14 protein-coding genes are annotated in these 13,179 nt (G+C 61.5%); 7 read left to right on the forward strand and 7 right to left on the reverse strand.

Annotated elements, in window-relative coordinates:
• Positions 1–13: 13 nt before the first annotated feature.
• Positions 14–1,015, forward strand: coding sequence for an LLM class flavin-dependent oxidoreductase (locus A7X77_RS13175; protein ID WP_064683344.1), 1,002 nt, complete (start codon positions 14–16; stop codon positions 1,013–1,015).
• Between the two features lie 260 nt (positions 1,016–1,275).
• On the opposite strand, the gene A7X77_RS13180 is transcribed toward A7X77_RS13175, so the two are convergent.
• Positions 1,276–2,022: a YebC/PmpR family DNA-binding transcriptional regulator gene (locus tag A7X77_RS13180; RefSeq protein WP_064683345.1), complete on the reverse strand. Its 747-nt coding sequence runs from the start codon at positions 2,020–2,022 to the stop codon at positions 1,276–1,278.
• 141 nt (positions 2,023–2,163) lie between these two features.
• Here A7X77_RS13180 and A7X77_RS13185 point away from each other — a divergent pair, with 141 nt between their 5' ends.
• The gene (locus A7X77_RS13185) at positions 2,164–2,667 is read left to right on the forward strand and encodes a pyridoxamine 5'-phosphate oxidase family protein (RefSeq protein WP_064683346.1); all 504 of its coding nucleotides are present in this window, start codon (positions 2,164–2,166) and stop codon (positions 2,665–2,667) included.
• A gap of 33 nt (positions 2,668–2,700) precedes the next feature.
• Here A7X77_RS13185 and A7X77_RS13190 read toward each other — a convergent pair whose 3' ends face one another.
• The 6 genes from A7X77_RS13190 to A7X77_RS13215 form a co-directional block, all read right to left on the reverse strand.
• Entirely contained in the window at positions 2,701–3,549 is an 849-nt protein-coding gene (locus A7X77_RS13190) for an MBL fold metallo-hydrolase (protein ID WP_064683347.1), read from the reverse strand.
• 101 nt (positions 3,550–3,650) lie between these two features.
• Positions 3,651–4,475 carry a TIGR00282 family metallophosphoesterase gene (locus A7X77_RS13195; protein ID WP_064683348.1) on the reverse strand — a complete coding sequence of 275 codons (825 nt, stop codon included), beginning with the start codon at positions 4,473–4,475 and terminating at the stop codon, positions 3,651–3,653.
• A gap of 3 nt (positions 4,476–4,478) precedes the next feature.
• Positions 4,479–5,066, reverse strand: coding sequence for a 5-formyltetrahydrofolate cyclo-ligase (locus A7X77_RS13200; RefSeq protein ID WP_064683349.1), 588 nt, complete (start codon positions 5,064–5,066; stop codon positions 4,479–4,481).
• An 87-nt stretch (positions 5,067–5,153) separates the two neighbouring features.
• Positions 5,154–6,116, reverse strand: coding sequence for an NAD-dependent epimerase/dehydratase family protein (locus A7X77_RS13205; protein ID WP_064683350.1), 963 nt, complete (start codon positions 6,114–6,116; stop codon positions 5,154–5,156).
• Complete coding sequence (locus A7X77_RS13210) at positions 6,113–6,952, reverse strand: glycosyltransferase (protein ID WP_064683416.1); 840 nt, start codon at positions 6,950–6,952, stop codon at positions 6,113–6,115. The genes A7X77_RS13205 and A7X77_RS13210 overlap by 4 nt, the downstream gene beginning before the upstream one ends.
• A gap of 264 nt (positions 6,953–7,216) precedes the next feature.
• Entirely contained in the window at positions 7,217–8,437 is a 1,221-nt protein-coding gene (locus tag A7X77_RS13215; RefSeq protein WP_064683351.1) for an NAD-dependent epimerase/dehydratase family protein, read from the reverse strand.
• A gap of 163 nt (positions 8,438–8,600) precedes the next feature.
• Here A7X77_RS13215 and ybgC point away from each other — a divergent pair, with 163 nt between their 5' ends.
• From ybgC to tolB, 5 genes are all read left to right on the forward strand, one after another.
• Positions 8,601–9,056 (forward strand): tol-pal system-associated acyl-CoA thioesterase, encoded by a 456-nt coding sequence (gene ybgC, locus A7X77_RS13220; protein WP_064683352.1) that lies wholly within the window; start codon positions 8,601–8,603, stop codon positions 9,054–9,056.
• A gap of 374 nt (positions 9,057–9,430) precedes the next feature.
• Positions 9,431–10,150, forward strand: coding sequence for a protein TolQ (tolQ, locus tag A7X77_RS13225; protein WP_004671617.1), 720 nt, complete (start codon positions 9,431–9,433; stop codon positions 10,148–10,150).
• Between the two features lie 18 nt (positions 10,151–10,168).
• Positions 10,169–10,624, forward strand: a complete 456-nt coding sequence (tolR, locus tag A7X77_RS13230) for a protein TolR (RefSeq protein WP_003566333.1) — start codon at positions 10,169–10,171, stop codon at positions 10,622–10,624.
• 8 nt (positions 10,625–10,632) lie between these two features.
• Positions 10,633–11,769, forward strand: coding sequence for a hypothetical protein (locus A7X77_RS13235; RefSeq protein WP_064683353.1), 1,137 nt, complete (start codon positions 10,633–10,635; stop codon positions 11,767–11,769).
• Positions 11,770–11,790: 21 nt separating this feature from the next.
• Positions 11,791–13,101, forward strand: coding sequence for a Tol-Pal system beta propeller repeat protein TolB (tolB, locus tag A7X77_RS13240; protein WP_064683417.1), 1,311 nt, complete (start codon positions 11,791–11,793; stop codon positions 13,099–13,101).
• Positions 13,102–13,179 lie beyond the last annotated feature (78 nt).

A 13,179-nucleotide genomic window follows, 5' to 3' on the forward strand; every position in this document is an offset into this window, starting at 1 on the left:
CGGCAGGTTTCCCATGGTTCCCTTTTCCATCCTCGACCTTTCCCCCGTTGCCGAAGGCAGCACTGTTGCTCAGTCGCTCGAGAGTTCGGCTCGCATGGCTCGCAAGGCCGAGGAATTCGGTTACAAGCGCTTCTGGCTCGCCGAACATCACGGCATGCCGGGAATCGCCAGCGCGGCCACCGCCGTCGTCATCGCGCATGTCGGGGCGGCGACCAAGCGCATCCGGATCGGCTCCGGCGGCATCATGCTGCCCAATCATTCTCCGCTCGTCATCGCCGAGCAGTTCGGCACATTGGAGGCGCTCTTCCCCGGCCGCGTCGATCTCGGTCTCGGGCGCGCGCCGGGGACGGATATGCGCTCGGCGCAGGCGCTGCGGCGCAATCTCGAGGCCGGCGCCAACAGCTTCCCGAACGACGTGGTGGAACTGCAGCAACTGCTCGGCACGCCGGTCGAGAACCAGGCGATCCTTGCCGTCCCCGGCAATGGCTCGCATATTCCGATCTGGCTGCTCGGCTCCAGCCTCTACAGCGCCCAGCTCGCCGCCATGCTCGGGCTTCCCTATGCCTTCGCCTCGCATTTTGCGCCCGATATGCTGCTCGATGCGATCGCGATCTACCGCGACCGCTTCCAGCCCTCGGCAACGCTCGACAAGCCGTATGTGATGGTCGGCGTCATGGGCGCGGTGGCGGCGACGGACGAGGAGGCGCGCTATCATTTCACCTCCGCCGAGCAACAGTTCGTCAACCTGCGCCGCAATGTCCGCGGCCCGTTCCCGCGTCCGGTGACGGATATGGAGGCGTTCTGGTCGCCGATGGAGAAGATGAACGTCGAACACACGCTGCGTTATGCCGTGGTCGGCTCGCCGGAGACGGCAGAGGCAAAGCTGACGGCGTTTCTCAAGGAAACGCAGGCCGACGAGGTGATCATCTCCATGCCGATCCATGATATCGAGGCGCGGCTGAGATCGGTGGAACTATTCGCAGGCCTGGGAAACTTCATGCGGGTGGCCGCATAGGGGTTCGTAACGAGCGCCTTTGAGAGCGGAACATCCTATGCGAGGCGAGGGCTACCCGTCAGAAGGAGCCCGGCGTCGCAACTGGGTTCAAAGGCGGCCAACCACTCTTTCGTCATGCTCGGGCTTGTCCCGAGCATCTGCCGTGGTTGCAGCAGATCCTCGGCACAAGGCCGAGGATGACGGCGAGTAAAGAGCAAGGTTGGTCAACAAACTGAACCCGGCGCTGCAGCCGGGTTTTCCATCGGGATGTGCCGAAAAACTCAGGCCGAGAGCTTGGCCAGCACTTCTTCCGATACCTCGAAGTTGGAATAGACGTTCTGTACGTCGTCATCGTCTTCCAGGCTGTCGATGAGCTTCATCAGCGACTGGGCTTTTTCTTCGTCCACCGGCACATTGTTCTGGGCGCGCCAGACGGCCTTGACGGTTTCGGCTTCGCCGAGCCCGGATTCCAGCGCTTTCGATACTTCGCCGAGGGCTTCGAAGGCGCAGGTGATGTAGTGGCCCTCTTCGTCGGTCTCGACGTCGTCGGCGCCGGCTTCGATCGCGGCTTCCATTACCTTGTCGGCGTCGCCGACGGAAAGTTTGTAGGTGATTTCACCGACATGGTCGAAGGAGAAGGACACGGAGCCGGTTTCGCCGAGGGCGCCGCCGGCCTTGGTGAAGATCGAGCGGACGTTGGAGGCGGTGCGGTTGCGATTGTCGGTCAGGGCCTCGACGATGATCGCCGTGCCGCCCGGGCCGTAGCCCTCGTAGCGGACCTCGTCGTAGTTTTCGCTGTCGGCGCCGGCTGCCTTCTTGATGGCGCGGTCGATGTTGTCCTTCGGCATCGACTGGGCCTTGGCGTTTTGGATCGCCAGGCGAAGACGGGCGTTCATCGACGGGTCGGGCAGGCCGGCCTTGGCGGCAACGGTGATTTCGCGCGCAAGCTTCGAGAACATTTTCGACCGCACGGCATCCTGACGGCCTTTGCGGTGCATGATGTTTTTAAACTGTGAATGGCCAGCCATGGCACCCCTGTTCACGTCTCATTGTTCGGAATGGGGCGCCTTATAAGAGCGAAACGGCACCTGTTCAAGGGAAAAGCAGTTCGGAACAAAGGCGAAAGGATGACGTTTCAATCGAACTCCATCCAACGGAAAGGAACGGTCATGGCAAGTCTCAGCGAGGCGCGGGAGCAACCCGCACGTCAGCTTTGGGATCAGGTCAACGGCGTTCATGCCGGCATGCTTGGAATTTCCGGGCTTGATATGCACATGCAGCCGATGGCGCCGCATGCCGATCCCACCACCAACACCATCTGGTTCTTCACCAAGACCGACGCCGATATCGTCCGCGCCATCAAGCCCGGCAGCCGCGCGCATTTTTGCGTCATCGGTAAGGATCACGATTATCACGCCTGCCTTTCCGGCGTGATCGAGGTACGCCCCGATCCTTCCAAGATCGAGGAATATTGGAGTTCGATGGTAGCGGCCTGGTATGACGGCGGCAAGAAAGACCCGAAACTCACCATGCTTTCCCTGCATGTCGATGATGCCGAGATCTGGGTTTCCACCGGCAACACCTTGAAATTCGGGTGGGAGATCGCCAAGGCCAATCTCGACGACGACAAGATGCCCGACGTCGGCGTGAAACGCCACCTGCAGTTTGCCTGATACGCAAGGCTTCGAGGAACCCGCCGGATCTTCTTACTGCACGCCTTTCATGACGTAGATCAGCGGCTTCTTCGGCAGCGTGCGCATGGAGACGGTGATGCTGTCATCGGGCGCATAAGCGACATCGAAGTCCTTGCCGAACATGGCTACGAAGGCACTGACCGGTGGGCCGCGGCGGTGCATCGGCAGGATCAGCGACGAGCGCAGCCGCTTGATGACACGGCTCATGCTGTCGGCGCCCATGGTCAGGCCGCCGTCGACCGGCACCATGACGACGTCGAGGCGGCCGATCTCGGTATAATGGGTATCCGTCAGCTCGTAATGCAGATGGCCGAGATGGCCAATGCAAAGGCCGGCAATTTCGAAGACGAAAATCGAGTTTCCATTCTGCTGCGAGCCGCCGAGGCCATAGCTGAAGCGGATATCCGTGGCGATGTTGCGGATATAGGCGTCGCCGACCGCAAGATCGATCTTCGCTGCCTCGCCGGGAACATCGCTCCAGCCATGCAGCACATGCTTGATCCCCGGCTCAGGCGTCAAGGTGAAGTGGGTCGTGTGAGCCTTGTTCATCGTCACGACGTCTGGAAGCGCCGCCGGCCGGTACCAGCCGTTATAGTCGGTCGCGATGATGATGCCGGCGGGCGTATCGATCTCGAAAGTGGAGTGGCCGAGGAAGGTGAATTTGACATCCTCGCCCTCGGCGACGGCAGGTGCGACCGGCTGGGGGCCGGAAAAGCTGGCGAAGGTCGCCTTGGGGATGGTCTGCGCGATCGCCTGGCACTGGCTGACGGGCGCTCGCTGTTCCTGCGCCGTTGCTGCGCGACCTGACACGATGAAGGCGGCAAGGCATGCGATCGCGAGGACAAGATGTTGCGGCCTCATGCCACCCCTCCGGCGCTTTCACGTGAAGGCCGGAGAATGCGGCAAGAGGTCGCGGGGGTCCAGACCGGGGCTGCTCACATTTGCGTGTTGGTCGTGGTGGGTTACCGCCAGAACTCCGGCACGGTCCCGGCCAGGCGCGGCCCGAGCCGCAGCGGCGCGATCTTTTCGGCCAGTCCCGTCGCATCAGAAATCTCGACGCCGACGCCGCAGATCGTCGCCGGGCCGCTCGCCGCTTCCATGCGGCCTTTCGGCATTTTGGAGATGAAGCGGTTGAGCGGCTCCTCCTTGTCCATGCCGAGCGAGGAATCGTAATCGCCGCACATGCCAGCATCCGACATATAGGCCGTGCCGCCGTTGAGGATCTGCGCATCGGCGGTCGGCACATGGGTATGGGTGCCGACGACGAAGCTGGCGCGGCCGTCGACGAAATGGCCGAAACACTGTTTCTCGCTGGTCGCTTCCGCATGGAAATCGAAGATGATCGCATCGGCCTGCTCCTTCAGCGGGCAGGCGTCGAGGATCACCTCCGCCGATTTGAACGGATCGTCGAGTTCCGGATGCATGAAGACCCGGCCCATGACATTGGCAACAAGCACGCGCGCGCCGTTCCTGGCATAGAAAAGACCGGAGCCGCGGCCGGGCGTGCCTTGGGGATAATTCGCCGGCCGCAGAAACTGATCGTGGCGCCCGGCAAAGGCGACCGCTTCCTTCTGGTCCCAGACGTGATTGCCGGTCGTTACCACATCTGCGCCGGCATTGATCGTTTCCAGAAAAATGTCCTCGGTGATGCCGAAGCCGCCAGCGGCGTTCTCGCCGTTGACGACGACGAAATCGAGCCGGAGGTCGGAGATCAGGCCGGGGAGGCGGTCCCAGACCGCCGTGCGCCCCGTCTTGCCGACCATGTCACCCAAAAAAAGCAGCCGCATTCCCTATCCAATCCAAGAGGCAAAAAAGCGCAGGCCGCTTTCTGTCAGGATGGCATCCAGGCTTATGTCATGCGGCTCGTCGGGCACATGTGCCACTTCCTGGCAGTCGAATGCAATGCCGATCAGCTTCGGATGCAGGCGTTTCTCTCTTAGCCGGCTGATGGCGCGGTCATAGTAGCCGGCGCCGTAGCCGATGCGATGGCCGCGGATATCGAAGGCCGAAAGCGGCACCAGCATGATCTCGGGATCGAGAATCTCGGCCTCCGTGCCGGGGGCCACCGTGCCGAAGCCGGTCTCGATGAGAGGCACGTCTTGCGTCAGTTCCCGAAAGGCGATGGTCTGCTTGTCGAGGATCGCCGGCACGCAGAGCCGCGCGCCGCGCGCTGCAAACCGGGCCATCAGCGGTCGCAGATCGGCCTCGGACCGGATCGGCAGGAAACCGGAGACGATCGTGCCGGGCGCAAAGGCGACCGCCTCGCCGGCATGATCCGCCATTGCAAGACTTTTGGAGATACGCTCTTCAGGAGCGATGGCGTCGCGGGCGGCCAGCCGTTCATTGCGCAACTGCGCTTTCAGTTCTCGTGCGGTCATTCGATCTGCCAGATGTGAGAGGTTTGGCCGAGCATAGACGGCTGGAGGTCCGATGCAAATGCAGGGTGCGACGGGAGCGCGGCGGTTTCACGCCGTGTCAGCCTGCGGCCGCCGATCGTCAGACGAGGATGCCGATCGCTCCTGCGTCGATTCGTGTGCCGATGTCGGTAGCACGACGACCAGCCGCCGCATCGTTTCCTCGAACAGAGGGATTCCACCCGGCATCCAGCCGAGCGCGCGGATTTTTGCCGTGCTCATCGGATTGAGCGCTGTCCTGTCGGCCGTAGCCGGCAGCGCATGACGACATTCCGTCTCACGGCGGATGGGGGCAAGGATGTCGCGGGTGTCGACGACGATGTCCGACACGTTGAAGATCTCGCCGGCGATGCGGGTGCTTTCCGTCTCCAGCATCAGCCGCACCGCCCGCCCGAGATCACGGCCGTGGACCTCCGTTGCCGCGCGGGCAGCGACCGGCCGGCCGGCGCGATAATCGGCGATGAGGCCGTCCCATTTGTTCGGCGAAAGATCGCCATAGATGCCGGTCGCCCTCAGACTGACGCCGGCAAAACCCGGCGTCGAGAGATGGCTCAGCGCGCCTTCGGCGTCGAGTTTGATCTGGCCGTAGAGCGTCTCCGGCTTCGGCAGCATCGTTTCTGTGAGCTCGGTTCCGGGCGGATGTTCGCCGTAGGCAGCACGGCTGGAGATGAAGACGCAGCGACGCGTGCCGGCGCGTCTGGCCGCTTCGAAAAGCCGGACGGTGCCGTCGAGGTTCAACCTGTGGAAGGTCGTCGGATCGTCGCCTTCGCCGCCGCGATATTTGCCGGGAACATGGCTGAAGGCGGCGTGGACGAAGAAATAGGCGTCGTCGAAAATGTCGATCTGATCCTGGTCGGGATCGAGGGAGAGCGCTGCGAACTCGACCGGGCGGGAGAAAAGGCGGGGATGCGGCGCCCGGCGGCCGCCGACGATCACCTGATAGCCGGCGGTCAGAAGTTCCTCGACAACATAACGGCCGACGAGACCGGTTCCGCCGGATACCAATACCTTCATGCTGCCCCTTCCGGATTGTCCAGCGCCGCGACCTCGGGCACATCGCCACCATCGTGGAAACGATGCCATAAATCGATCAAAGGTTGTAGCTGCGCTGCCTTGGGATGATCTTTTTCCCACGGTTTCTCATACTGGTAGTGCAGGATCGAGACGCTCTTCCAGTCCCAAAGCGCCGGCATGGTGAACCATACATATTGCAGCATGTTGAAATAGACCGGCAGGCCGTGCCAATCCGAGAAGAAGGTCTCAAGAAAGGTCTGATCGGTGCGGCGCCAGAAGACTTCCGGCGTGTCGAGCCTTTCGAGCATGTGCCGGAACGTGTCATGCGCCGGCGTGGCGACGAAAACGCCGGAATTCATGCGGTGGAAATCGGCGAGGCTTTCGTAGACATTGGGGGCGGCGGAAAATTCCGGATAAAGGAAGAGCCTGTCGACGTTTTTCAGCACGAGGGCATCGGCGTCGATGAAGACGCAGCGCTCGTATTCGACGAGCTGCCAGAGCCTGAGCTTGCAGAAATTGTCGAGCGGCGAATGGAACGCCGGCTTGCGGCCCTTGGTGAAAGGCGCTGCGGAATGGAGTTGGCCTCGGGCGTGGCGTTCGTTGAAGGCGGCAGACAGCGGCAAGTGCTCGACTTCGATCAGGCGGCAGCCGAGGGTCGCGAGCGGGGCGAGGGCGGCTGCATCGACGCCGCCGGTAAGGAGGACGACGATGTCGGCGCTGGTGCCGGTTCGGCGGAGGGAGCGGGCAAGCGCGGTCGCACCCATGGCGTAGTCGCGGTTGGTCACGAGGGTGACGTAGGCGAAACGGGAGCGTGGGTGTGGGGTCACGTGCGCCATCACCGCCTTCATGAACCATCCGCCGAGGTGTTTCTCTGTACACCGGCGGCGAGTTTGGCGAGAAGGCCGACCAGACTCTCCGTCATCCCAGGCCTTGCGCCTGGGATCCATGCGACTGCTGCTGAGGGAGGCGGTGTGGATGCTCGGCTCAAGGCCGAGCATGACGGAGCGTGGGGTGGGCGGAAGGAACCATTCACAGCGCAGACGCCAGTGTCACGGAGGGGTGAGGGAGTTTTATATCCTTCAATGCGAATTCGCTCCTGCTCATGACACCGATTTCAGCCGCTTGCCTTCCGGATCGTGGTTGATCGTCGCGGCAATGTCCCTGGTCCAGGCGGAGACGGCCGGCACACGGGCGCGGTCGACGCGATAGGCGAATTTCTTCGCGACGTCGACGATCTCGCCGAGCAGCCCTGTTTCCAGCGTGATCGGTTCGAGGCCGAGATCGAGGAACTTTTCGTTGCGAACGATCAGCTCGTTTTCGGCGGCTTCCTTGCGTGGATTGGGCAGCCAGGCAATCGTGGCGCCGCTGATCCTGGCGATCATTTCGGCAAGGTCGCGCACCCGGTGGATTTCCGTCATCTGGTTGAAGATTTCGACGCGGGCGCCGCGGGCGGGAGGATTCTTGAGCGCCAGCTCAATGCAGCGCACCGAATCCTGGATATGGATGAAGGCGCGGGTCTGGCCGCCGGTGCCGTGAACGGTCAGCGGATAACCGATCGCCGCCTGGATGAGGAAGCGGTTCAGCACCGTGCCGTAATCGCCGTCATAGTCGAAACGGTTGATGAGCTGCGCGTGGCGGCGCGTCTGTTCGGTATGCGTGCCCCAGACGATGCCCTGGTGCAGGTCGGTGATCCGCAAGCTGTCGTTCTTGGCGTAGAACTGGAAGAGAAGCTGATCCAGGCACTTGGTCATGTGGTAGATCGAGCCCGGATTGGACGGGTAGAGGATCTCCTGGCTGACCGTCTCGCCGCCCGCCGTTTCAATGCCGACCGGCAGGTACCCTTCCGGGATCGCCGCGCCGACCGTCGAATAGCCGTAGACGCCCATGGTGCCGAGATGGATGAGATGGGCGTCGAGGTTGAGCTCGGTCAGGGCGTTCAAAAGGTTGTGCGTGGCGCTGACATTGTTGTTGACAGTGTAGTTCTTATGACGGTCGCTCTTCATCGAATAGGGCGCCGCCCGCTGTTCGGCGAAATGGATGATGGCATCGGGGCGATTCTCGGAAAGCCATTTCTTCAGCAGTTCGTAATCCCTGGCGAGATCGATCAGGTTGAAGTGGATACGGCGTCCCGTTTCGGCATGCCAGATGCGGGTGCGCTCCTGGATCGAATCCATCGGCGTTAGCGATTGAACGCCGAGTTCGGTGTCGATCCAGCGGCGTGAGAGATTGTCGAGGATATGGACGTCGTGACCGGCGTCGGAGAGATGCAGCGACGTTGGCCAACCAATGAAACCGTCTCCGCCCATAACCGCAATCTTCATCGTATCGTCTCCTGATCGGTCGCTCGTTATCGGGAATAGTTAGGAATTATGACAATCATTCAATGCCTGGCGGCGACGCGTTCACTACCTGCCTGCCGGGCATTCGATGCTTGCCTGTTGAGAAGCGTTGCGCCAAAGAGGGCACCTCAGTTTGGAGAAAATTATGACGGAACGCCCTTTTTCCATTTCGGGAGAGCTGACGGAGGCCGGACATCGCCTCGTCCAGCGGGTTTATTATGAGGACACGGATTTCTCCGGGCTCGTCTATCACGCCCGCTATCTGCATTTTCTTGAACGCGGCCGCACCGATTATCTGCGCTGCCTCGGCGTCGAGCAGCGCGAACTCGTCAGCGCCGACGAGGAGGGGCTCGTCTTCGTCGTCCATCGCATGGAGATCGATTTCAAGAGCCCGGCGCGCATGGACGATGTGCTGACGATCCTCACGCACACCGAGAAGGCCGGCGGCGCCAAGATGGTGCTTGACCAGCAGATCCGTTGCGGCGAGATGCTGCTGATTTCGGCCAAGGTGATCATCGCCGTCATCAATGCCAAGGGGCGGCCGCGACGGCTGCCGGAAACGCTGGCGGCGAAGTTCCTGGAAGGCAGCACGCCTCTATAGCGCCGAATCGGTCGAAATTCGGCCTTGTAAAAACTTGATCTTTATGTGAAGGAATTTCCGCGCCGCGGGATGAGCGCTCTTTCGGCAGCCGGAGCTTGCTCCGGTCAAGTAATCCAGGAATAAAATCTTGCGAATACAGGCTTGCTGTCACGGTCCGGCACTAACGATCTATTAACCATAATAGTGTCTTACTGGGAAAGTCGGAGTTTGTGCGGTGCACGCCTTCCTTTGACCAAATTTGACGGCAAGAAGGCGGAAGATGAGCTTGGAAGCTTGACCAGGGCTTTGGGCGGCGGCCGCCGGACACTTCTTGCGAGATCACTTTGTGCCGCCCGGTCCAGCACCGGGCGTTTGGATTCGGGGATTTTGGATCAATGGAACAAGTAGGATTGGCAGCAGCCACGACGGACGTCAGCCTCTGGTCGCTTTTCATGCAGGCCGGCATCGTCGTCAAGCTCGTCATGCTCGGGCTCATCGCAGCCTCTGTGTGGACCTGGGCGATCGTCATCGACAAATACCTGGCCTATGGCCGCGCACGGCGCCAGTTCGATAAGTTCGAACAGGTGTTCTGGTCGGGCCAGTCGCTGGAAGAACTCTATCGCTCCCTGTCGGAGCGCAACAATACCGGCCTGGCGTCGATCTTCGTCGCGGCCATGCGCGAGTGGAAGAAATCCTTCGAACGCGGCGCCCGCTCGCCGATCGGCCTGCAGATGCGTATCGACCGCGCGATGGACGTGACGCTCGCTCGTGAAACAGAATATCTCGGCGCCCGTCTCGGATCGCTTGCGACCATCGGTTCTGCCGGTCCGTTCATCGGCCTGTTCGGCACCGTCGTCGGCATCATGACCTCGTTCCAGGCGATCGCCGGTTCGAAGTCGACCAATCTCGCGGTCGTTGCTCCCGGTATCGCCGAAGCGCTGCTCGCCACCGCGATCGGCCTCGTCGCCGCTATCCCGGCGGTCATCGCCTACAACAAGTTCTCCGCCGATGCCGGCAAGCTCTCGGCGCGCATGGAAGGTTTCGCGGATGAATTCTCCGCCATACTTTCGCGCCAGATCGACGAGAAGCTGCAGCCGCGCGCTGCCGCTCAGTAACCAACGGAGAATACTGACATGGGTATGGCTGTTGGAGGCAATGGCGGCGGGGGCGGCGGACGCCGCCGTCGCGGCGGTCGGAACAAGGCCGTCATCTCCGAAATCAACGTGACGCCACTCGTCGACGTCATGCTGGTGCTTCTGATCATCTTCATGGTCGCAGCACCGATGATGACCGTCGGCGTGCCGATCGACCTGCCGGAAACGCAGGCCAAGGCACTGAATTCCGAGACGCAGCCGATCACCATCTCCGTCAAGAACGACGGCGAGGTGTTCCTGCAGGAAACGCCGATCCCAGCCGCCGAGATCGCCGCCAAGCTCGAGGCGATCGCCACTACGGGGTATAACGAACGCATCTTCGTGCGCGGTGATGCAACGGCGCCCTACGGCGTCATCGCCGACGTCATGGCGCGCATCCAGGGCGCCGGCTTCAAGAATATCGGCCTGGTGACGCAGCAGAAGAAGGACCAGTAGCGTTCAAGATGAAGACCAGCGTCGTCACATCTGCTGTTCTGCACTGCCTGGTGTTGACCTGGGCGATGGTATCGCTTGGCGCGCCGGAATCCTTCAAGGTGGAGGATTTCGAGGCGATGCCGGTCGATCTCGTGCCGGTGGAATCCATCACCCAGATGCAGCAGGGCGACAAGAAGGCTCCGAAGAAGGAGACATCGGCGCCTGTGCCGACGACGCGGCCGCCGATCGCGCAACCGGCCGAAAACGCCGGCGATAACAATATCGACCTGAAGACGCCGCCGGTTCCGAACGCCAAGCCCAGCAATACGGAAGCTGCGGCAGCGAATTCGAGCGATAAGCCGCTGCCGAAGACCGATCCTGTCCCGAACGATGTCAAGGATATCGTCAAGGAGGAAACAGAAGTCGAGCAGCCGAAAGAAGTTGCTTCCATTCCGCCGCCTAAGCCGGTCGAGGTGACGCCGCCGAAGCCCGAAGAAAAGCCGCCGGAAGAACAGGCCAAGCCTGAGGAGCCGCCAAAGCCGGATGCAGAGGCGTTGCCGGACAAGGTGCCGACGCCAGTCGTCAAGCCGCAGGTAAAGCCGCCGGAACCGCAGAAGCCAGCCGAAAAACCGCCGGAAAAGGCCCAGGAGCAGCCGAAGACCGCTGACAAGCCGACCGAGAAGAAGAAGGCGGACCAGAAGCAGGAAACGGCGAAATCGGCTTCATCGATGAAAAGCGATTTCAATGCGGACGAAATTTCAGCCTTGCTGAACAAGACCGATCCTTCCGCCGGCGGCGCCAAGCGCTCGACGCAGGAGGCATCGCTGGGCGCCAAGAAGAGCAATGGTGGTTCCAAGCTGTCGATGAGCGAGATGGATGCGTTGAAGAGCGCCATCGCCGGGAACTGGACGGTCATCCCCGGCATGGAAGGCATGGGCGACGTTCGCATCAAGGTCCACATGAATCTCGACCAGGACGGCAATATTGTCGGCGAGCCGGAGGTCGAGGCAGTCGGTGGTGATAACGAGTCGACGCGCCGGGCACTCGCCGGCGGCGCTTATCGCGCCATCATGAAATCGGCACCTTTCTCCTCCCTTCCAAAAGACAAATACGATGCCTGGAGCGAAGTCGTCGTCAATTTCGACCCGAGCGATCTGGGAATTTAAATGCTGAAAGGCTTTTACTCCATGAACAAGTGTTCCTTTTTCCGCGCGATTGCGGTCGCTGCCGGTCTCATGACCATTGCTGCGTTCGCGACACCGGCGAATGCGCTGGTCGAGATCAACATCAACAAGGGTAACGTCCAGCCATTGCCGATTGCTGTGACGGATTTCCTTCAGGGCAACATGGGCGCGCAGGTCTCGCAGGTGATCGCCGCCGACCTGCAGCGTTCCGGTCTGTTTGCGCCGATCAACAAGACAGCCTTCATCGAGAAGATTTCTAATCCGGACGCTTCGCCGCGGTTCGAGGACTGGAAGGTCATCAATGCCCAGGCGCTGGTAACTGGTCGTGTCACACAGGAAGCGGACGGCCGCCTGCGCGCCGAGTTCCGCCTCTGGGATACATTTGCCGGCCAGCAGATGACCGGTCAGCAGTTCTATACCCAGCCGGAGAACTGGCGCCGTGTTGCCCACATCATCGCCGATGCGATCTACAAGCAGATCACCGGTGAAGAGGGTTATTTCGACACCCGCGTCGTCTTCGTCTCCGAATCCGGCACGAAGCAGCAGCGCAAGCGGCAGCTGGCGATCATGGACCAAGACGGCTTCAACGTGCGCATGCTGACCGACGGCAGCGATCTCGTGCTGACGCCGCGCTTCTCGCCGAACCGGCAGGAAGTCACCTACATGTCCTTCGCCAATCAACAGCCGCGCGTCTATCTGCTGCAGCTGGAAACCGGGCAGCGCGAGGTCGTCGGTAATTTCCCCGGCATGACTTTCTCGCCGCGCTTTTCGCCTGATGGCCAGAAAGTGATCATGAGCCTGCAACAGGAAGGCAATTCCAACATCTATACGATGGACCTGCGCTCGCGCACGACGACGCGGTTGACCTCGACGGCGGCGATCGACACTTCGCCCTCCTATTCGCCCGATGGTGCGCGCGTCAGCTTCGAGAGCGACCGTGGCGGCAAGCCGCAGATCTATGTGATGAATGCCGATGGTTCCGGCCAGACCCGCATTTCCTTCGGTGACGGCTCCTATTCGACCCCGGTGTGGTCGCCGCGCGGCGATCTCATCGCCTTCACCAAGCAGGCCGGCGGCAAGTTCTCGATTGGCGTGATGAAGCCGGACGGTTCGGGCGAGCGCATCCTGACCACCGGCTTCCACAATGAGGGTCCGACCTGGGCGCCGAACGGCCGCGTGCTGATGTTCTTCCGCCAGGCGGCGGGCTCCGGCGGTCCGCAGCTCTATTCGATCGACCTGACCGGCTACAACGAACAACTCGTCAAGACGCCGACCTACGGTTCCGACCCGGCCTGGTCGCCGCTTCTGGAGTAGCAAGCGCGGCAATGCCTTCTTGTCGCCCCAGAATCATGGAAACGGGCGACTACGGGACAAATCAGTAAATTGTTAACC

The organism is Rhizobium bangladeshense (genome assembly GCF_001662075.1).
Classification (GTDB): Bacteria; Pseudomonadota; Alphaproteobacteria; order Rhizobiales; family Rhizobiaceae; genus Rhizobium; species Rhizobium bangladeshense_B.